Here is an 18,960-nt window from a genome sequence, read left to right as displayed (position 1 = left end):
GTTCTCCTGGTCGGGGTCGGTCTGGTTACGGGCGGTCAGTCTGGTTACGGGCGGTCGGTCTGGACGCGGTGCTGGTGCAGCCGCTCGAAGATCGGGGTGTCGCTGAACCGGAAGAGGTCCAGGCCGTGCTCGGTCGCGACCGCCATCGGCTGCCACGACGGGACGGCGAACAGGTCGCCGCGCTCCACCGTCCAGCCGTGGTCCCCGACCGTGACGTGCCCGGTGCCGTCGAACACCTGGTAGACGGACGAGCCGACCTCGCGGGACGCCGCCGTGGCCGTGCCGGGCGCCAGCCGGTGGAACTCGGTGCGGAGGGTCGGCATGACGTCGCCGCCGGTCGTGGGGTTGGTGTACCGGACGGCGGCGTGCCCCGGCTCCACCGTGGCCCGATGCCCTTCCGCCTCCAGCGCGAGCTGCTCGGACAGCGCGCGGTCGGTGTGCTCCCACCGGTAGGCCAGCAGCGGGGTCGCCGGTGTCGGCTCCAGGTGGGTGAGCGGGCGGAGGCCGGGATGTCCCCACAGCCGTTCCGACCGCGACCGTTCGGGGGCGTCGCGCGTCTCGACCTCGTCCGGGCCCGGCTCGAAGAACGTCGACTCGGCGAAGTACTGGAACGGGATGTCGAGCCCGTCGATCCACGCCATCGGACGGTCGGTGACGTTGTGGTGGCCGTGCCAGTGCCAGCCGGCCTGCGGGAGGAAGTCGCCGCGGCGCATGGCGACGGGGTCGCCGTCGACGACCGTCCACACGCCCTCGCCCTCGACGACGAACCGGAACGCGTTCTGCGTGTGCCGGTGGACGGGGGCGTCCTCGCCCGGGTTGAGGTACTGGATCGCGGCCCACAGCGTCGGCGTGGCGAACGGCCTGCCGCCGAGCCCGGGGTTGGCCAGCGCGATCGCCCGGCGCTCGCCGCCGCGCCCGACCGGGACCAGCTCCCCCGCCCGCTCGGCCATCGGGAGCAGCGCGTCCCACCGCCACAGGTGCGGCAGCGCCTTCGACCGCGGGGACGGCGGCATCAGGTCGCCGATCTCGGTCCACAGCGGGACGAGCAGCTCGGCCTCGAAACCGCGGTACAGCGCCTCCAGCTCCGGCGTGCGCGCGGGCTGGTCGTCGCCATCGGTCGCGACGATGCTGAGGGTCATGATGCGCCCTTCGTGCGGGGGTGGACGGACGGTGCGCGCCCACCTGCCTGTCTCCTGTCTCCTGTCTGTCCCCAGAATGCCGACATTTCCAGATAGCAGATAAGCTCTTTCTTCTATGAGGAATAAGCCGCCGTACGCCCTCAGCTCCGTGGACCACGCGCTGCGCCTCGCCGCGCTGCTCCAGCAGGAGGGCCCGATGCGGGTCACCGACGCGGCGGAGCGGCTCGGGGTCGCGGCGTCGACCGCGCACCGGCTGCTGGCGATGCTCGTCTACCGGGACTTCGCCGAGCAGGGCCCGGACCGGCGGTACGGCCCGGGAAAGGTGCTGCGACCCGCGGAGCCGTCCGGCGCGCCCGTCGCGCTGCTGCGCGCGGTGTCCGGCGGCCCGCTGCGGTCGCTGGTGGAGCGGACCGGCGAGTCCGCCAACCTCGCGGTGCTCGCCGGGACGGAGGTGCGCTTCATCGTCACCGCCGAGTCCGACCAGATCCTGCGGGTCGGCGACCGCACGGGCGTCTCGCTGCCCGCGCACCGGACGTCCGGCGGCAGGGCCATGCTCGCCGCCCTCGACCCGGCGGACGTGACGGCCCGCTACGGCGACTCGCCCGAGATCGACGCCGGACGGCTGCGGCGGGAGCTGGCGCTGGTGCGCGAGCGCGGTTTCGCCATCAACGACCAGCTCACCGAGACCGGGCTGACCGCCGTCGGCGTCGCGGTCAGGGACCGGTCGGGAGTCCCGCTGGCCGGGCTGTCCATCGCGCTGCCGACCGCCCGGTTCGACCGCGACCGCCTGCCCGGCTGGGTCGGCGCGCTGTCCGCGACCGCCCAGCGCATCGAGACCGCCCTGGCGGTCAGCGCTTTCCAAGGGGGGACGACCCCCCACGCCCCCCGATCCGACTCCGTCGGAACTAGAGGGGAAGGGGCTGGTGGCGGGTGAACGCCGCCACGTCGGCCTCCAGTGCGCGGGCGGTGGCGCGCAGCTCGGGGAGGAGGCGTTCGCGCATCTGCTCGACCGGTTCGCGGGCGGCGGGGGCGGCGATGTTGAGCGCGGCGACGACCCGTCCGGACGCGTGGATCGGGACCGCGATGGACCTCAGGCCCGTCTCCAGCTCCTGGTCGACGACGGCGTACCCGTCCTGCCGCGCCGTGGCGACCTCCCGGCGCAGGTCGTCGGCGCCGGTCAGCGTCCGGCCGGTCAAGGCCCGGCGGTCGGAGCGGACGATCAGGTCGGACGCCTCGGGTCCCGGCAGCCCGGCCAGCAGGACGCGTCCCATCGCGGTGGCGTAGGCGGGGAAGCGGGTGCCGATGGTGATCTCGACCCGCATGATCCGGGACGCCTGGGCGCGGGCGACGTAGCGGATGTCAGCGCCGTCCAGCACCACGACGGACGCCGAGTCATGGACGCGCACCACGAGATCGCGCAGATGCGGGCGGGCCAGCTCCTCGAACGTCAGCCCGCTCACCTGCCGGTATCCGAGGTCCAGGACGCGCGGCAGCAGCGCGAACCGGCCTTCGCTCTCGCGCGCGTACCCGAGGACGGTCAGCGACAGAAGCGCGCGGCGGGCGGTGGCGCGGGCCTGGCCCGTGAGGGCGGCGACCTCGGAGATCGTCCTTCCTTCGGCTCTGGTGCCGATGGCGTGCAGGACGGCCAGGCCGCGATCGAGCGACTGGAGGAACTCCGCTCCCAGCCGGGCCTTCAGGTGGCCGTTCGCGCCGGGCGTTCTCGCCTCGTCCGGATGCGGCGGGTGGGCCGCGACCTGCTCCAACTCGGCGACGCACGCCGTTAGAGACGTCCGCGCATGCGCCTGTAGGGACGCGGCCGAGTGGCGGCTCGCGTGGCTGACGACGATCAGCGCGAACGGCCCCACGGCCGCCTGGACGGGCACCGCGACGGCGACGAGCCCCGGCTCAAGGAACTCGTCGTCCAGCTCCCACCCGGACGGGTTGAACGGGAATCGCAGCAGGTCACCGACCTTGAACACGATCGCCAGGGACCCGCGGGGCCGCGACTGCCCGACGATGCGGACGCCGCCCCGGACGCCGCCCCGGACGCCGCCCCGGCCGTCGTCGCGGACGTCGTCGCGGACGTCGTCCCGGCCGCCGACCCGGCCGCCGTCCCGGTCGGGCACGGCGAGCACGACCGACTCGTCCAGGTCGTCGGCGAGCCGCGCGACCCGTCCGGCCAGGGCGCCTTCGGGGTCGAGGCCGGACAGGTAGAGGTTGCCGACGTCCATCGTCCGGGGCGTCGCGACGACGTCGCGGCCCTTCCAGCGCAGGTATCCGGTCTCGGTAAGCGTGCTCAGCGCGCGGTCGACCGTGGAGCGGGCCAGCCCGGTCTCCGCGACAAGGTCGGCCGGACGCAGCGGCCCGCCGGCGCGCCCGACGACCTCCATGATCTCCAGGCCGCGCTTCAGCGGCCCGACCGGATCGGCGTCCCGCATCACCCCTCCTTGACATCGCCCGGACGACCGCCGACACTGCATCCACATTTATGAAGCAAAGTTCACTAGGCGAACAGGATGATACCGTCATGGACAAGGTGGTGGCGAACGCCGCGGCGGCCGTCGCGGACGTGCCGGACGGGGCGTCGCTGGCCGTGGGCGGATTCGGGCTGAGCGGCGTGCCGAACGTCCTCATCGAGGCGCTGCACGAGGCCGGTCCCGGCGGGCTGAGCGTGGTGTCGAACAACTGCGGCGTCGACGGCGGCGGGCTCGGCATCCTGTTGGAAGCGGGACAGATCGTCCGGGTGACCGGCTCCTACATCGGCGACAACAAGACGTTCGCCCGCAAGTACCTGGCCGGCGAGGTCGAGGTCGAGCTGATCCCGCAGGGCACGCTCGCGGAGCGGCTCCGCGCGGGCGGCTGCGGCATCCCCGCCTTCTACACCCCCGCCGGCGTCGGGACGCCCGTCGCCGAAGGCGGCCTTCCGTGGCGGTACGGCGCCGACAAATCCGTCGAGGTGTCGTCCTCGCCCAAGGAGGTCCGCGAGTTCGACGGCACGCCGTACGTGCTCGAACGCGGCATCCGCACCGATTTCGCGCTGGTGCGGGCGCGGCGCGGCGACCGGCACGGCAACCTCGTGTTCGGCAAGGCGTCCCGGAACTTCAACCCGCTCGCCGCGATGGCGGGACGCGTCACGGTCGCGGAGGTCGAGGAGCTGGTGGACTCTCTCGAACCCGACGAAGTGCATCTGCCGGGCGTGTTCGTCCAGCGGGTCGTGGAGCTGACGCCCGAGCAGGCCGCGGACAAGGGGATCGAGAAGCGGACGGTGCGCGCCTGATGTCCTGGTCCCGCGACGAGATGGCGGCCCGCGCCGCCGCCGAGCTGACCGACGGCTCGTACGTGAACCTCGGGATCGGCCTGCCGACCCTCGTCCCCGGCCATGTGCCGCCCGGCGTGCACGTCGTCCTGCATTCGGAGAACGGCATCCTCGGCGTCGGCCCCTACCCGGGCGAGGACGAGGTCGACCCCGATCTGATCAACGCGGGCAAGGAGACCGTCACCGTCCTGCCGGGCGCGTCGTACTTCGACTCGTCGCTGTCGTTCGGGATGATCCGCGGCGGCCACATCGACACCGCGATCCTGGGCGCCATGCAGGTGTCGGCGGCCGGCGACCTGGCGAACTGGATGATCCCCGGGGCGCTGGTCAGGGGCATGGGCGGGGCGATGGACCTGGTCCACGGGGCGCGGCGCGTGATCGTCCTGACCACGCACAACGCCAAGGACGGCACCCCGAAGATCGTCGAGGAGTGCGACCTGCCGCTGACGGGCCGCGCGTGCGTCGACCGGATCATCACGGACCTGGCCGTCCTGGACGTCACCCCGTCCGGCCTCGCCCTGGTCGAGACCGCCCCCGGCGTCACGGTCGCGGAGGTCGTCTCCCGAACCGGCGCCAAGGTGACTACCTGAGACCGCCGGCACCGGCCTTTCCGGCTCCGGCCTTTCCGACTCCGGCGAGCCATACCTGCCAGTCGGCGTCGTAGCGGGTGCCAATGGCGCCGGTGAGGAATGTCCGGGCGGCGTTCCAGTTTCCGATGCGGTAGTAGCCGAGCAGCGTGGCGACATCGCCGGGATGCTTCTCGAACATGTACCGGACCGCGAGATAGCTCCAGTGATAGATGCGGGACGTGTCGTGGCTATAGGTGGTGTCCCACAGCGTGCTCAGCGCGTACGTGTGCTTCGCCGCCTCCGCGACCGCCGCCGCGTTGGCGACCTTCCGGTACGAGTAGGAGACGTATTCGGCAAGCCCTTCGATCCACCAGATGGTCGGCGTGCTGATATTGGCGCGGAAGTCGCCGAACAGGTTGAACCGGCCGTCGAGGTAGTGCGTGTACTCGTGGTTGAGATTCCGGATCTCGAATCTGGGACGCACCCACTCCGCCTCGTAGGCGATGAACCGGGCCTGGTTCCCGGGCGCGGCCGGATCGCCTTCCAGATACATCCCGCCCGTATTGGGGTTGATGCCGAACATCGCGCCCGCGTAGGTCCGGTAGTCGGTGCGGGAGTCGAAGACGTTCACCTCGATCGTGGAGTTGTAGTCGTTCGCGACGGGCTGGTTCCCGTCCTTCACCAGGTTGTGGAAGTGGGCGTCCTGTCCCATCAGGCTCGCGCAGGTATCGGATAGCTGCCCGGCCGCCATCTCCTGCGCGCGGATCCTGATGCCGGCACTGCACGTGTGATGGACGGTCAGGACGCCCCGCGCCAGCCGCTCCTTCAGATCGCACGTGTCGTAGTAGGCGCAGTTTGCCCTGTCGTAGTGGTCGGTCATCTCGGCGATGCCGACCCACAGCGGCGCTGTTTTCCCGGTCATGCTGCTCTTGCCGAGCAGGCCCTTGGCCAGCGGCCTCACTTTGGCTTGCAGCGAGACATGCTGGAGGAAGCGGCCCAGTTCACGTCCCGCATTGGACGTCAGGTGGCTGCGGCCGGTGCCGAGCAGGTCGAGATGACCGTCGGCGAAGGAGTTCAGCGTGTCGAGAACGCCCGGGTCGGCTTTCACCGCGGCCATGAACTCGGGCACCTGGTGACCGCGGAACAGGATCACATAAACGTTGTTGACCGCCTTGATCATCCACCAGTATTTGTCGTATGTGGTGTTGTAGCCGTTCAGCAGCCGCTCGATGACGTAGATGTAGCGGGCGTTCTCCTGCGCGCTGTCGACCAGCGTGACCGCCTCGGCGAGGACTTCACCATTCGCATCATTGACAATCGACGAGTTCGGGTTCCCGAAGTACGCGTCCAACCCCGCCTGGACGATCCCCTTCAGCGTCACGCCGTAAGGCCCCACAGTGGACGCGTTGTACCACTGGACGTAGTAACCGGCACGCAGATAAAGCACCAGCTGAGCCGTACTCCCCCGGTTATCCCCCGGATAGTGCACCGCGTCATCGCGCATCGCCTGAGCGACCGTCACCATCTGAGGTTCACGAAACGCGTAGTAGGCGTCCTTACCGGCCAGCCCGAACAGCGTACTGATACACCTCGTAGAGGACGCTTTGATCTGCTTCACCAGCTCGCTGCCGGACCGGCTGGCAAAGTCCCCCGGACTGCACTCCGCGGCCTCCCCCGCCCCCATCCCCGACTGACGCCCCGGGGATTGTCTCGGCGAAGCCGACAAAGGCGGACGCTCCTCGACCGGCAACTCCGATCTCTGGACGAACCCTCCCGCGTCATCACCGTTTTGTCCCGTGACGGGGTGCGGTTTCGGATAAGCACTGGTCGGATAAGCACTGGGAGGCGGGAGCACCAGGACGATCCCGAGCGCCAGGACCACCGACGCCCACAGACGTCCGATGAACCGGGGGGCTGCCCACACGCCCTCTCGCATTTCCTGGGCCAAGCTTTGCGAAACCTAATGATCACGAACCGGAGCGCAAAATCCCGATCCGCGATTAGGACACATCACCCGCCAGGCGCCCTTTCCACGCCGCCGCTGATGGTGATGATGCGGTCGTCGAGGTCGAAGAGCACGACCAGCCGGTACGGGCTTTCGCCGTCCGGGCGCCTCCCCTGGACGCGGGCGGGCGTATTCTCCACGATCCTGGCGCCGTCGCGGCTGAGGACGGCATTCACCTCCGGGTGCTCCTTGGCCCTCTCCGGGGGACAGTGGACGGTCACGCGTTGCCCGTCGTCCGATTCGACGACGATGACCGCGGACGATTCGCCGATCTCGAACCCGTGGTGCTCCATGAAGCCACGAACCACACGGCGCTGCTCATGCGGCCAGACCTCCGCGGCCCGCGTGAGAAGGCGGGAAACGGCCAGCCGATCGAACTCCGCGTCGGGAAGGCCCGGATCATCGGTGGCCAGGACAAGCCGCCCCTTCCCGTCATTGACGGTCACGAAGCAGACGCCCTTGGCGCCGATCAGCGGGGCGGCGGCGAGGGCCATCGTGAACGCGCCCTCGGCGGGATGGTTGAACCGGGAGAAGTCGAGGTGGCCCTTGACAAGTTCAGGAATCTGGTGACGTTCGCCGAATTCCCGGATGGTGCGCAGCTTTGCCAGGGCGGGGAGATCCGCGTCCCAGCTCGGGTTGTCCCACGTCCACAGCCAGGTCTGGGAAAGGTTCGAGAAGCTGCCCAGGACGGTGAGCCCCCGCAGGACGCGGCCGTCCAGCGTCATGGTCGCCTCTTCCGGGTTCCATTCGACGTAGTCCAGCGCGAAGGCGTCATTGAAGACGTCCTGCTGCTGGATCGCGGCGGCGGAACCCTCGCTCGCGAACGCCTGGAACTCCGGACTGTAGAACGTCGGCCCGTCCGGGTGGACGCCTGCGGTCGCGTCCGCAGCATTCGCCTCATCCGCCTGCCCGGCATCGCGCATAGGGGCCCTCCTTGTGATTCCATGTCGGCCGCTTGGTCGTAGAGAACGACGCCGAAGAACGAGCCCCGGTTCGCCCGAGTCGTTCGCTCGGGCTTCAGGGTCCGCTCCGGGATATCCCTGATGCTCTGAGGCTCCGTTTGTTCGTACGGTCCTTTCATGACAGAACAGCCATCTTCGACGAGGACGTGGCGGCCCAAGGCGGCAGCGGCGGGTGGTCTCTGCCTGGCCGCCATGGTGGTCGCCGGAATCGCGCTGGACGACCGCGTCCCGCCCCTGGACTCCTGGATCGTCGGCCACCTGTACTCCCGCCCGGAGACGACGCCCGCCATGATCGCCACGGTGATCAGCGGTGCCGGAACGATCGCCGGGCTCGCCCTTCTGCTGGCGGCGGCGTCCGGTCTCCTGTGGCGGCGCCGCGCAGGGGGCGCCCGGCTGCTGCCGCGTCACGGCGCGCTGCTCGTGGCGTGTCTCGCCACCGTCGCCCTGCAAGCGGCTTTCCAACGTCCAGGGCCACCGGTCACGGCCCAGGACTGGACCTACCCCAGCGGACATGTGACCGTCCTCGCCGCGCTTGCCTTCACCGCCTTCGTCATCAGCCGGGAACTGACCGCCGCGTGGCGTGTCACCGTGCTCGCCGGCGGCATCACGACACTGGCCGCGGTATCGGCGAGCCGCGTCACGCTCGGCGAGCACTACCTGGTCGACGTGGTCGCCGCCCTGTTCGCCACGGTCGGCGCGGGCCTCCTCACCATCGCCGTCCTCAACCTCCGACCCAGAAGGCAGGCGTCACTGCTCGCGTCGAAGGCGGCATAGGTCAGGCGGTCAGGCTGCGGTCGGGCGGCGGTCAGGCGGCGCAGAACTCGTTGCCTTCGGGGTCTTGCATGACCCACCAGTGCCCGGCCGGGCCCTTGTCCTGTTCGAGGACGCGGGTCGCCCCCAGGCCCTCCAGCCGGGTCACCAGGTCGTCCAGCCCGCCGGGCTCGCTGTGGATGTCGATGTGCAGCCGGTTCTTGCCGGACTTGCCCTCGGGGACGTCCTGGAACAGCATCCGCCGCCCCTGGCCGACGCCGCTGGCCTGGTCGAACGGGTCGTCGGGGTGGCGGATCGCGGCGTAGCCGCGGAAGGTCTTGCGGCCGCGATGCTCGGCGACCGCCTCCGCGCCGATACGCCCGGCCGCCAGCAGCTGCTCGATGAGCGCGCTGGGGTCCTCCACTTCGTAGCCGAGAGCCGCGGCCCAGAAGTCCGCGAGCGCGGACGCGTCGCCGCTGTCGATGACCAACTTCCAACCCAATGCCATGTAACCAGTTATATTGGTTACATGGGCGCCGCCGCAAGCAGAGGGTTGACGCTGCGCTCCCATACCGGTTTCGAGTTCCGCTTCGACCCCGGCGCGCTGTCCTTGGAGCTGCTGACCACCGGCGGCCCCGGCCCGTACCGGCGCTACGAGGTCCTGCACGAGCCCGCCGACCTGGCCGCCTGGGTGGAGCGGTCGCGGCTGGCCCCGACGCCCCGGCTGGAGATCACCGACGCCGAGGTGGCGGACGCCCGGACGCTGCGCGACGCCCTGTTCCGGGTGGTGATCGTCCACCTGCGAGGGGAGCCGTACCCGGCCGGTGACCTGGGAACCGTCAACCTGGCGGCCGCCCGCCCGGCGCTGGCGCCCGCCGTCTCGCCGTCCGGGGAGCGGCGGTGGGCCGGGCCGTCGAGCGGCACGAACCTGCTGGCCACCGTCGCGCGGGACGCCGTGGAGCTGCTGTCCGGCCCGTTCGCGCACCGCGTCCGCACCTGCGCCGCCGACAACTGCGAGCTCGTCTACGTCGACACCTCACGTCCCGGCCGCCGCCGGTGGTGCTCGATGGAGCACTGCGGTAACCGGCACAAGGTCAAGGCGCTTCGCGCCCGCAATTCCGAGCAGATACGCCCCTGACAGACCCTGACGGATCAGAAGGAGAGGACGACATGCTGGACGCCGGACGCGTGGCCACCAGACTTCCCGTGCAGGACATGGACCGGGCGCGAGCCTTCTACTCCGAGAAACTCGGCCTGGAACCGAGCGAGGAGCGGCAGGGCGGCCTTCTCTACCGCTGCGCCGGCGGCGAGTTCGCGCTGTTCCTGTCGGCGGGCGCGTCCTCGGGGACGCACACCCAGATGGGCTTCGAGGTCGACGACATCGACGCCGTCGTCGCGGAGCTCCGGAAGCGGGGCGTGGTCTTCGAGGAGTACGACGCGCCCGGCTTCACGACGGTGGACGGGATCACCGAGGTCGAAGGCAACTATCCGAGCAAGGGCGGCGCCGGCGAGCGGGCCGTCTGGTTCCACGACAGCGAGGGCAACCTGATCGGGATCGGCCAGCCGATCCGCTGAGCGCGGCGGCGTCATCGCCCGGAGCAGCGGCGTCATCGCTCGGAGCGGCGGGCGCCGCCCGTCCGGCGGATGCGGCCCCAGGGCTTCGCCACCGCCAGGACGGTCGCCAGCGTCAGCGTCGCCAGCGACACCGCGGGCGGGAAGAACAGGTTGGAGATGGCCGCCGGCTCGGGAGCCCCGTTCACCAGGTCGCGGCCGTAGGCGCCGACCTCGTCCATGCCCGGACGCAGCGCCACCCAGATGAGCGTGCACAGGACGAGGTTGAGCACCAATTTGATCGCGACCCACCAGTACCGCACGAGTCCCCATCGCGTGCCCAGGCCCAGGATGAGCCCGGTGGTCAGGCTGAGCAGCCCGGCGCCCAGCATGGGCCACACGACGAAGGTCGCCAGCGCCTCGTACGCCAGCCCGCGTACCTCGTCGCTGCTGCCGAACCTCCCGGTCAGCACCAGCACCGCCACCATCACGTCGATCCCAATCCACGCCCCGGCGGACACGATGTGCGTGACGAGCACCGCCTTGCGCCAGCGGCGTCCGAGCTTGAACCGGCCGTCAGGCCGTCCGGGCCTCGCCTCACGTACCGCCATGTCGTCACGTCCTTCCAGGAGTGGAAATCAGTAGTGGAACCGCATGAACGACGATCGCCTCTCGCAGTCCGGATGCCGTCCGCTGGAGGACGACATTGCGGGTACGACACCCGGCGCATGCCGCGACCCGCGGCTACGCCGGGCGAGGTACCGGCGGGCGAGGTACCGGACGGGCGAGGGCCGCGGCCGGGATGCCAGGATGGTGATCATGCCTTTCGCGCCGTCTGCCGACACCCAGGAGGACAACCCATGGCCGTGACGCTGATGAACCCCGATGGCCTGCCGAAGCCGGACGTCTACCGGCAGCTCTCGATCGCCACCGGTTCGAGGACGGTGTACCTCGCCGGGCAGGTCGCGCGGGACGCCGAAGGCCGGAAGGTCGGCGAGGGCGACTTCGCGGCCCAGGTCGAGCAGGCCCTCCTGAACGTCGGCACGGCCCTGGCGGCGGTCGGCGGCTCGTTCGACGACGTCGCCAAGATGACCGTCTACGTCGTCGACTGGACCCCGGACAAGATGGCGCTGCTGGGCGAGGGCGTCGCGCGGGCGGCGCAGCGGATGGGGATCGACCCGGTCAAGCCGATCACGCTGCTGGGCGTCGCGGCCCTCGCCGAGCCCGACCTCATGGTCGAGATCGAGGCCGTCGCCGTCCTCGACTGACAGCCGGGAAACACGCGCCGCCCGGTTATGAGACGGGCGCGTGCTGGGTCAGGTAGCGGTCGAACCAGCGGGCGGCCATGTCCGTGACCTGCTCCATGGTGCCGGGCTCCTCGAACAAGTGCGACGCGTGCGGCACCACTTCCAGCCGGTGGACGGCGGCGTGCATGCGTCCGGCCGCGTCGTCGTTCAGCCGCAGCACCTCCGGGTCGCGGGCGCCCACGATCAGCAGGACCGGCGCGGCGACCCGCCGCAGCGCGTCGCCCGCGAGGTCCGGGCGGCCGCCGCGCGACACCACGGCGCCGACCCGTCCGGGACGTTCCGCCGCCGCGGCCAGCGCCGCCGCCGCGCCGGTGCTCGCGCCGAACAGCCCGATCGGGAAGCCGGTGGTCGGCGGCGCGGCGGCGAGCCAGTCGATCGCGCCGGCGAGCCGCCGGGTCAGCAGGCCGATGTCGAAGCGCAGCTCGGCGGTGACGGCGTCCCGCTCGTCCTCCTCGGCGGTGAGCAGGTCGATCAGCAGCGTGCCGATCCCCGCCTCGTTGAGGCCGGCGGCGACGGCCCGGTTGCGGGGGCTGTGCCGGGAACTGCCGCTGCCGTGCGCGAAGAGGACCACGCCGCCCGGCTCGTCGGGCAGGGCGAGATCGCCGGGCAGCGCCGCGTCCGCCAGCTCGATCGTCACTTCTGCGGTGTTCATACCGCGTGGCTACCCCGCCGCCGACCCGCCATGCCGGACGGCTCGGCGCTGGACCGCTCAGTACCGGACGGATCAGTGCGGGACGGGCGCGTCGGAGCGGCTCTCGTCGCGCTCCGACCGGCGGACGGTGAAGAACCCGATCAGCGCGGCCAGCGCGGCGACGGCCTCCCCCGCGAGGCTGATCGTCTTGTCGGCGTACCAGGACGGGTCGTACATCCGCGGAATCGGCCCCAGCCGCCCGAAATCGACGAAGTAATAAAGCAGCACGGCCCCGGCCGCGCTCGCCGCGACGGCGAACGCGATCGCATACGTCCACCGGCGCGCCCAGAAAAGGACGAGCAGGGCCGCGACGACGGCGGCGATCGCCTGGGCGCGGAAAAGATCGTCGCCGGGGATGGTGCCGCTCGGTGTGTTGGGTCCCGGCGCCATGTCGGGCGCGAACCGCCAGTGGACGACGGCGTCCGCCGCCAGCCCTCCGGCCACGAGTACACGAAGAAGAATGCCCATACCCATTGCACGGTGATACCCGCTCCACGGATCAATTCCCCTGAACGAATCCGCAATGAATTTCGCCCGATCAGGCCGGGCGCCGCGCAATGATCATTGCGAGCCAGGTGGACGCCATCGCGGCGTAGAACGTCAGCAACGCCGCGACGGGCACCCAGCCGAGATGCGGGGCCGCGCACGTGAGCAGGGTGAGGACCGCGACGAACGCGCCGAGCGTCCCGGCCAGCAGCGCGAACGCCGTGCGGCGCGGGCCGTCGAGCAGCGCCGCCTCCTGGACGGGCATGACCAGCGAGAGGAAGGCGATTCCGGGGGGTATGAGGATGGGCGTCCACAGGGCGGCGGCCAGCCCGAGGACCACCGCGCCCGCCCCGAGAAGACAGGCGGCGACGCGCGCGGCCGTGATCTCGGCGCCGTCCAGGAGCCGCCGGTGCCGCGGATCGCGGCTCAGCCGGAGCGTGACCCCGGCCTGAATCACCCAGTTCAGCCAGAACGCCCACGTCAGCAGGATCATGAACACGAACCACGGCACGAACAGCACCGCGGCGATGTTCAGCAGGATCTGGCGGCGCGGACGGTTCCGGACGCGCGCCAGCACCACGTCCAGGCCGTGCAGCGGGTTGCCGCGTTTGAGGGCCCTCAGCAGGAGGGCTCCGCCGTCCGCAGCCTCGGGCGCCAGGCGCAGCGCCTCGCGGAACGCGTCGGCGGCGGCGCGATGATCGCCGGTCGCCAGCGCGACGGCCCCGTAGGTGCGGTGCGCGCTCGCGCTCTCCGGCGCGAGCCGGACCGCCCGCGCCGCGTGCTCGCGGGCCCCGGCCGGGTCGCCGGTCTCGACGAGCGCGAGGCTCATGATCTTGGCGAGGTCGCCGTTCTCGGGCGCCAGCCGCAGCCCGGCCGCCGCCGCCTGGGCGGCGAGCCGGTACTCGCGGACGGCGTAGTGCCCGTGGGCCAGCCTCTCGTAGACGTCCGGCTGCTCCGCGTCGCACGCCTGCGCGTCCTTGAAGGCGCGCAGCGCTTCGTCGCGGCGGCCGGCCCTGGACAGCACGACACCCCTCACCCAGTGCCCCATCCAGGCGCCGGGGCTCAGCGCGATGGCGCGGTCCGCCTCGTCCAGCGCCTCGGCGTAGGCGCCCTGGGCGGACATCGCGAGCGCGACGATCATGTGCGCGCCCGCATGCTCCGGTTCGCGGGCCAGCACCGCGCGCGCCTCCCGCTCGGCCTCGCCCGGACGGTGCAGCCGCAGCAGGAGCTGCGCCCGCGCGACCATCTCCCGGGCGCCGGGCGCGGACGTCATCGGCGCTTGCCGCCGAGCCACGGGAGCAGGTCGTCCCACACGCCGCTCTCGTTGGCGTGCATGACGTAGTTGCGCGCCGTGCCCATCCACTCGGTGACCGCCGTCGGACGCGCCGACCGCACCGCGCCCAGCAGATCGGCGGTGGACAGCGGCAGCGGGCGCCCCGCCCGCAGCGCCTCCTGCAGCTTGGCCTCGACCGCCCGGTCCACGACGCCCTTCAGGTCGGCCCCGGCGAAACCGTCCGCGGCCTCGGCCACCGCGCGGAAGTCCAGCTCGTCCAGCGGCACCTCCCGGCAGAGGAGCGCCAGTATCGCGGCGCGGGCGGACAGGTCCGGCGGCGGGACGAAGACGAGCTGGTCGAACCGGCCCGGACGGCGGAACGCGCTGTCGACGTACCAGGGCGCGTTGGTGGCGGCGAGGATCAGCACGCCCTCGTTGGCGTCGCTCTCCACGCCGTCCATCTCGGCGAGGAACTGGTTGACGATCTGCCGGTTGTGGGCGCGGTTCATGTCCGCGCGGCGGGCGGCGAGCGCGTCGACCTCGTCGAAGAACAGCACGCAGGGACGGTTCCTGCGGGCGGCCTCGAACGTCGCGTGCAGGTTCCGCTCGCTCGACCCGATGTACATGTCGAGAATGTCGGACAGGCCGACGCTCATGAACGCCGCGCCCAGCTCCCCGGCGGCGGCCCGCGCGAGGTGCGTCTTCCCGCAGCCGGGCGGCCCGTACAGCAGAACCCCGCCGCCCGCGCGCTTCCCGTACGCGGCGAACATCTCCGGCTGCTGGACGGGCAGCAGCAGCTTCATCCGCAGCGACTGCTTGACCTGCTCCATCCCGGCCACGTCCGCGAACGTGACCCCGCCCGACCCCGCCTTTCCGCCCGACCCTGCATTTCCGGCGGACGGGTCATTTTCGGCGGACGGGCCGTCCAGGGGCGCGGAGACGTCCGCCAGCGCGTGCGCCAGGGCGGGCTCGGCCACTGAGGAATGGCCGAGTTTCACCTCGAAGTCGGCGTCGGCGAGCGAGGCGTCACGGGCGACCGCCTCCCAGTAGCGCGGCCTGGCGGCGGGCACGTCCCCTTCGGCCACCAGCGCTTTCGCGACGATGAGGCCCGACTTCGCCGGGCCTTCTCCCGGCCCGACCCGTTCCAGTGCCGCGAGGGCGGCGCCGTGCTTGCCCTGCCGGAGGAACACTTCGGCGAGGCTCGTCGCGAGTTCGGCGTCGCCGGGCGCCAGGGCGAGGGCCTCGCGGAACTCGTTCTCGGCGTCCAGGAGGAGGCCCGCGCTCAGGAGCTGTTCGGCCAGATGACGCCGCAAGGGCAGGTTGTCCGGCGAGACGCGTACCGCTTCGCGCAGCGCGTCCAACGCTCCCCGATCCGCCACAGATGCCAGCCTTCCAACGCGGTACGACAGAAAACGCCCAGGGGCGATGATGTCACGGCCGCGCGTGGCCGTAAGCGGTCAGCGAGGCGGCTCGGCGGACGCGGGCGGCTCGGCGGACGCGGCCGCGGCCGCGCGGACGCGCCGGTAGCTCCAGTACAGCAACCCGAACAGGATGAAGCCGGACAGGATGAGCCCCGATCCCGTGCTCCATCCGGACAGCGGCAACTCCGGCACCGTCCCCCACGCCACCCCGGCGGCGAACAGGGCAAGCCCGGTCAGGATCGAGCCCGTGAGGCGCCACCACGAGGTCACGCTCTCCTCCGCGGCCTGGACGGCCCGGTCCCGGACGGGTTCGACATAGCGGTCCACCGCCGGGAACTCGCGGGCGAGGATGAGCAGCCCCGCCAGCACGAGCAGCAGCCCGGGCCCCGGCAGGACGAGCAGCGCCACGCCCGCCACCAGGACGACGCTCCCGACGACGAGCACCACGCCGCGCTTGGCATGCCTGCCGTAACCCATGGTTCCTCTCCCGTCCCCGCCGTGCCCCAAGCGTAGATCTTCCGCGGCCTCTCTGGTGAAGAGGGCCGGAGGGCACGCGCATCGTGTCGTTCCCGCCCGCCGCGCGCCCGCGGGCACTCCGCCCGGCCCGGAACGGCCGTGACCGGCGGATTTGCGGAGTCTGCACGATTTGGTCGGATATGCTCCACGAGCCCCTCTCAGGATTCAGAGCACCGATGACACAGACACCCGAGGCCGCCGTCACGGGCGAGGCGACGCCACGACGCGCGCCCGAGCAGGCGTCCAAGCCCCCGCCCGAGCAGGCGTCCGAAACGCGTGCGGCGGCGGACGCCACCGCGGTTCCCCGGGCTCGCGATCCGCACCTCGACAACGCCAAGTTCCTCGCGATCCTGCTCGTCGCGGTCGGGCACGGGATGGCGGGCCTGGACGACGTCGCGCTGGCCTCGGCGACGTACTACTTCTTCTACCTGTTCCACATGCCGGTGTTCGTCATGATCAGCGGCTATCTGTCGAAGCGGTTCACGCTCACCGACGACAAGGCCGTCCGGCTCGTCGGCGCCACCCTCGCCCCCTACGTGCTCTTCCAGACGGCGTACGCGCTGTTCGCCTGGGCGTTCGGGGACCGGCCGTTCGAGATCGGGCTGCTGAACCCGTACTACATCACCTGGTTCCTGCTGGCGCTGTTCGTCTGGCGGCTGCTCACGCCGATCTGGCGGCGGGCGAGGTTCCCGCTGGCGGGGGCCGTGCTGGTCGGCCTGCTGGCGTTCATGGGCGACCTCGGCGGCACGCTCGACATCTACCGGATCCTCGGGCTGATGCCGTTCTACGTGCTGGGCCTCGTGCTGCGGCCGGAGCTGCTGGAGATCGTCCGGCGGCCCGCCGCCCGCGTGCTCGGCGCCGTGACGCTGGCCGCCGGGTTCGCCGCCATGTTCGTCGCGTACCCGCGCATGGACGCGCGGTGGGTGCGCTGGACGCATTCCAACGCCGACATGGGCGTCGGCGAGCTGACCGGCACGCTGATGCGGATGGGGCTGTTCCTCACCGGCCTGGTGCTCATCGCCGCGTTCCTGGCCGTCGTCCCGTCCCGGCGGACGTGGTACACCGACCTCGGCGCCGCGACCCTCTACGCCTACCTTCTGCACGGATTCCTCACCCGCCTTTTCACCTTCACCGGGTGGAACGAGGCGGGCTGGCTCGACACCATTCCCGGCGTTCTGGTGATCGCGGTGGTGTGCTGCGCCGTCGCGACGCTGCTGTGCACGGGCCCGGTCCGCCGGGTGACGCGCTGGGCCGTCGAGCCCGATATCCGGCCTTTGTTCAGCAAGCAGTGACCGATCGGTAGCCAACAGTTCTGACCGGTCACACCGCGATCACGGGAAACTGCAAGATCGCTGAATTCGTTACATTCTCCCCCAGAGCGGGTAGAGTTAACCGTCAGTTCTCCCCGTGTGCATCCATACGCCCTGCACAGCGCCGCAGCCCCGTCGCTCCCATGGATTCCACCGGTGACTGAACGGCTTCATCCTGGCGGTCCGTCACGGCCGCCTGACAGAAACAAGGGACGGTCGCATTGGGCATGGCGCCGCAGGGCGAACATCGGACCGTTGCCGTCATCCTGGCGGGTGGCAGTGGGCAACGGATGGGCCTCAGTACCCCGAAACAGCTTCTGAAGATCGCCGGAAAGACGATCCTGGAGCACACGTTGTGCGTCTTCGAGGAGGCGCCCGACATCGACGAGATCTTCGTTCTGATGAACCCCGGTTTCCTCCAGGACGCCGCGGAATGCGTGAAAAAGGCCGGCTGCACGAAGGTCACCGCCGTCCTCCCTGGCGGGACGTCCCGCAACGCTACGACCCAGCTCGCGCTGGACGCCCTCGCCGACCACCCGGCCGACACCACCAACGTGCTGTTCCACGACGCGGTCCGCCCGCTGCTGTCGCAGCGCATCATCCGCGACTGCGTGGCCGCGCTCCGCGAGCACCTGGCCGTGGACGTCGCGATCCCGTCCGCCGACACGATCATCCAGGTGGACGACGACGTCATCGTCGACGTCCCCCGCCGCGCGAACCTGCGCCGCGGCCAGACCCCGCAGGGCTTCCGCCTCGCCACCATCCGGGCCGCCTACGACAGGGCCTGGCAGGACGAGGACTTCGAGGCGACCGACGACTGCTCGGTGGTGCTGCGCTACCTGCCCGGCACGCCGATCTACGTCGTCCCCGGCGACGACCACAACATGAAGGTCACCGAGCCGGTCGACATGTTCGTCGCGGACAAGCTGTTCCAGCTCGCCTCGTCCGACGCCCCCGACCTGACCGAGGACCAGTACGCCGAGGCCCTCACCGGCAAGACCGTGGTCGTGTTCGGCGCGAGCCAGGGCATCGGCGCCGCCGTCGCGGAGCTGGCCCAGGGGTTCGGCGCCCGCGTCTTCGGCTACAGCCGCGGCGCCACCCGCACCCACGCGGAACGTCCGGACGACGTCGCCGCCGCGCTCGCGCAGGCGTACGCGGCGACCGGACGCGTCGACTTCGTCGTCAACACGGCGGGCGTGCTCCGGATCGGCCGTCTCGACACCATCGAGCCCGAGGCGATCGAGGAGGCGCTGCGCGTCAACTACCTCGCGCCGATCCACATCGCCCGCGCCGCGTTCCCGTACCTCGCCAAGACCGGCGGGCAGCTGCTGCTCTACACGTCCAGCTCCTACACGCGCGGACGCGCCGAGTACAGCCTGTACTCGTCGGCGAAGGCGGCCACGGTCAACCTCACGCAGGCCCTGGCGGACGAGTGGTCCGCCGACGGCGTGCGCATCAACTGCATCAACCCCGAGCGGACGAGTACCCCGATGCGGACGCGGGCCTTCGGCGAAGAGCCCCCGCACAGCCTGCTCAGCGCCGACCAGGTCGCCAGGACGTCCCTGAACGTGCTGCTGTCCGGCCTCACCGGCCAGGTCATCGACGTGCGCCGCGAGGATCCGCTAACCAGCGGCCGCCCCGGCTGACGAAGGCCCACCCCGACC

At 71.1% G+C, this 18,960-nt stretch carries 20 protein-coding genes; 9 read left to right on the top strand and 11 right to left on the bottom strand.

Features of this window, described 5'->3' with window-relative positions:
• Nucleotides 1-44: 44 nt before the first annotated feature.
• On the bottom strand, nt 45-1,139 hold the full coding sequence (locus tag ACH35V_RS02695; RefSeq protein WP_395969892.1) for a cupin domain-containing protein: 1,095 nt from the start codon (nt 1,137-1,139) through the stop codon (nt 45-47).
• Between the two features lie 115 nt (nt 1,140-1,254).
• Between ACH35V_RS02695 and ACH35V_RS02690 the strand changes: the two genes are divergently transcribed.
• Nucleotides 1,255-2,073, top strand: coding sequence for an IclR family transcriptional regulator (locus ACH35V_RS02690; protein ID WP_395969891.1), 819 nt, complete (start codon nt 1,255-1,257; stop codon nt 2,071-2,073).
• Here ACH35V_RS02690 and ACH35V_RS02685 read toward each other — a convergent pair.
• Nucleotides 2,045-3,577, bottom strand: a complete 1,533-nt coding sequence (locus ACH35V_RS02685; RefSeq protein WP_395969890.1) for an IclR family transcriptional regulator C-terminal domain-containing protein — start codon at nt 3,575-3,577, stop codon at nt 2,045-2,047. The genes ACH35V_RS02690 and ACH35V_RS02685 overlap by 29 nt on opposite strands.
• A gap of 89 nt (nt 3,578-3,666) precedes the next feature.
• Between ACH35V_RS02685 and ACH35V_RS02680 the strand changes: the two genes are divergently transcribed.
• Together ACH35V_RS02680 and ACH35V_RS02675 are read left to right on the top strand one after the other, a co-directional pair.
• Nucleotides 3,667-4,416, top strand: a complete 750-nt coding sequence (locus ACH35V_RS02680; RefSeq protein WP_395969889.1) for a CoA transferase subunit A — start codon at nt 3,667-3,669, stop codon at nt 4,414-4,416.
• The gene (locus ACH35V_RS02675; RefSeq protein ID WP_395969888.1) at nt 4,416-5,045 is read left to right on the top strand and encodes a CoA transferase subunit B; all 630 of its coding nucleotides are present in this window, start codon (nt 4,416-4,418) and stop codon (nt 5,043-5,045) included. The genes ACH35V_RS02680 and ACH35V_RS02675 overlap by 1 nt, the downstream gene beginning before the upstream one ends.
• On the opposite strand, the gene ACH35V_RS02670 is transcribed toward ACH35V_RS02675, so the two are convergent.
• Both ACH35V_RS02670 and ACH35V_RS02665 read right to left on the bottom strand, forming a co-directional pair.
• A complete protein-coding gene (locus tag ACH35V_RS02670; RefSeq protein ID WP_395969887.1) occupies nt 5,038-6,774 on the bottom strand; it encodes a collagenase in 1,737 nt (578 codons plus the stop codon). The two genes, ACH35V_RS02675 and ACH35V_RS02670, sit on opposite strands and share 8 nt — an antisense overlap.
• Before the next feature lie 260 nt (nt 6,775-7,034).
• Entirely contained in the window at nt 7,035-7,952 is a 918-nt protein-coding gene (locus tag ACH35V_RS02665; RefSeq protein ID WP_395969886.1) for a DUF6882 domain-containing protein, read from the bottom strand.
• Between the two features lie 156 nt (nt 7,953-8,108).
• Between ACH35V_RS02665 and ACH35V_RS02660 the strand changes: the two genes are divergently transcribed.
• Complete coding sequence (locus ACH35V_RS02660; RefSeq protein WP_395969885.1) at nt 8,109-8,765, top strand: phosphatase PAP2 family protein; 657 nt, start codon at nt 8,109-8,111, stop codon at nt 8,763-8,765.
• 31 nt (nt 8,766-8,796) lie between these two features.
• Here the strand turns inward: ACH35V_RS02660 and ACH35V_RS02655 are convergent, their stop codons facing one another.
• Nucleotides 8,797-9,249, bottom strand: coding sequence for a VOC family protein (locus ACH35V_RS02655; protein WP_395969884.1), 453 nt, complete (start codon nt 9,247-9,249; stop codon nt 8,797-8,799).
• Nucleotides 9,250-9,270: 21 nt separating this feature from the next.
• On the opposite strand from ACH35V_RS02655, the gene ACH35V_RS02650 reads away from it, so the two are divergent.
• Nucleotides 9,271-9,879, top strand: a complete 609-nt coding sequence (locus ACH35V_RS02650) for a CGNR zinc finger domain-containing protein (protein ID WP_395969883.1) — start codon at nt 9,271-9,273, stop codon at nt 9,877-9,879.
• A gap of 32 nt (nt 9,880-9,911) precedes the next feature.
• Complete coding sequence (locus tag ACH35V_RS02645; protein WP_395969882.1) at nt 9,912-10,316, top strand: VOC family protein; 405 nt, start codon at nt 9,912-9,914, stop codon at nt 10,314-10,316.
• Between the two features lie 32 nt (nt 10,317-10,348).
• On the opposite strand, the gene ACH35V_RS02640 is transcribed toward ACH35V_RS02645, so the two are convergent.
• Nucleotides 10,349-10,903 carry a hypothetical protein gene (locus tag ACH35V_RS02640; RefSeq protein WP_395969881.1) on the bottom strand — a complete coding sequence of 185 codons (555 nt, stop codon included), beginning with the start codon at nt 10,901-10,903 and terminating at the stop codon, nt 10,349-10,351.
• Nucleotides 10,904-11,152: 249 nt separating this feature from the next.
• On the opposite strand from ACH35V_RS02640, the gene ACH35V_RS02635 reads away from it, so the two are divergent.
• Nucleotides 11,153-11,560 (top strand): RidA family protein, encoded by a 408-nt coding sequence (locus ACH35V_RS02635; protein ID WP_395969880.1) that lies wholly within the window; start codon nt 11,153-11,155, stop codon nt 11,558-11,560.
• Between the two features lie 25 nt (nt 11,561-11,585).
• On the opposite strand, the gene ACH35V_RS02630 is transcribed toward ACH35V_RS02635, so the two are convergent.
• From ACH35V_RS02630 to ACH35V_RS02610, 5 genes are all read right to left on the bottom strand, one after another.
• Nucleotides 11,586-12,251, bottom strand: a complete 666-nt coding sequence (locus ACH35V_RS02630; protein WP_395969879.1) for a dienelactone hydrolase family protein — start codon at nt 12,249-12,251, stop codon at nt 11,586-11,588.
• 72 nt (nt 12,252-12,323) lie between these two features.
• Entirely contained in the window at nt 12,324-12,764 is a 441-nt protein-coding gene (locus ACH35V_RS02625; RefSeq protein ID WP_395969878.1) for a hypothetical protein, read from the bottom strand.
• A gap of 64 nt (nt 12,765-12,828) precedes the next feature.
• Complete coding sequence (locus ACH35V_RS02620) at nt 12,829-14,070, bottom strand: tetratricopeptide repeat protein (RefSeq protein WP_395969877.1); 1,242 nt, start codon at nt 14,068-14,070, stop codon at nt 12,829-12,831.
• On the bottom strand, nt 14,046-15,428 hold the full coding sequence (locus ACH35V_RS02615; protein ID WP_395969876.1) for an AAA family ATPase: 1,383 nt from the start codon (nt 15,426-15,428) through the stop codon (nt 14,046-14,048). The genes ACH35V_RS02620 and ACH35V_RS02615 overlap by 25 nt, the downstream gene beginning before the upstream one ends.
• A 78-nt stretch (nt 15,429-15,506) precedes the next feature.
• Nucleotides 15,507-15,947 carry a PGPGW domain-containing protein gene (locus ACH35V_RS02610; RefSeq protein ID WP_395969875.1) on the bottom strand — a complete coding sequence of 147 codons (441 nt, stop codon included), beginning with the start codon at nt 15,945-15,947 and terminating at the stop codon, nt 15,507-15,509.
• Nucleotides 15,948-16,162: 215 nt separating this feature from the next.
• Between ACH35V_RS02610 and ACH35V_RS02605 the strand changes: the two genes are divergently transcribed.
• Entirely contained in the window at nt 16,163-17,278 is a 1,116-nt protein-coding gene (locus ACH35V_RS02605; protein WP_395969874.1) for an acyltransferase family protein, read from the top strand.
• 245 nt (nt 17,279-17,523) lie between these two features.
• A complete protein-coding gene (locus tag ACH35V_RS02600) occupies nt 17,524-18,942 on the top strand; it encodes an SDR family NAD(P)-dependent oxidoreductase (RefSeq protein ID WP_395969873.1) in 1,419 nt (472 codons plus the stop codon).
• The last annotated feature ends 18 nt before the right edge of the window (nt 18,943-18,960 follow it).

It is taken from the genome of Actinomadura sp. 1N219 (assembly GCF_044326405.1).
Classification (GTDB): domain Bacteria; phylum Actinomycetota; class Actinomycetes; order Streptosporangiales; family Streptosporangiaceae; genus Spirillospora.
The sequence above is the reverse complement of the archived record's forward strand: the minus strand, read 5'-3'. Positions and strand labels throughout refer to the sequence as shown.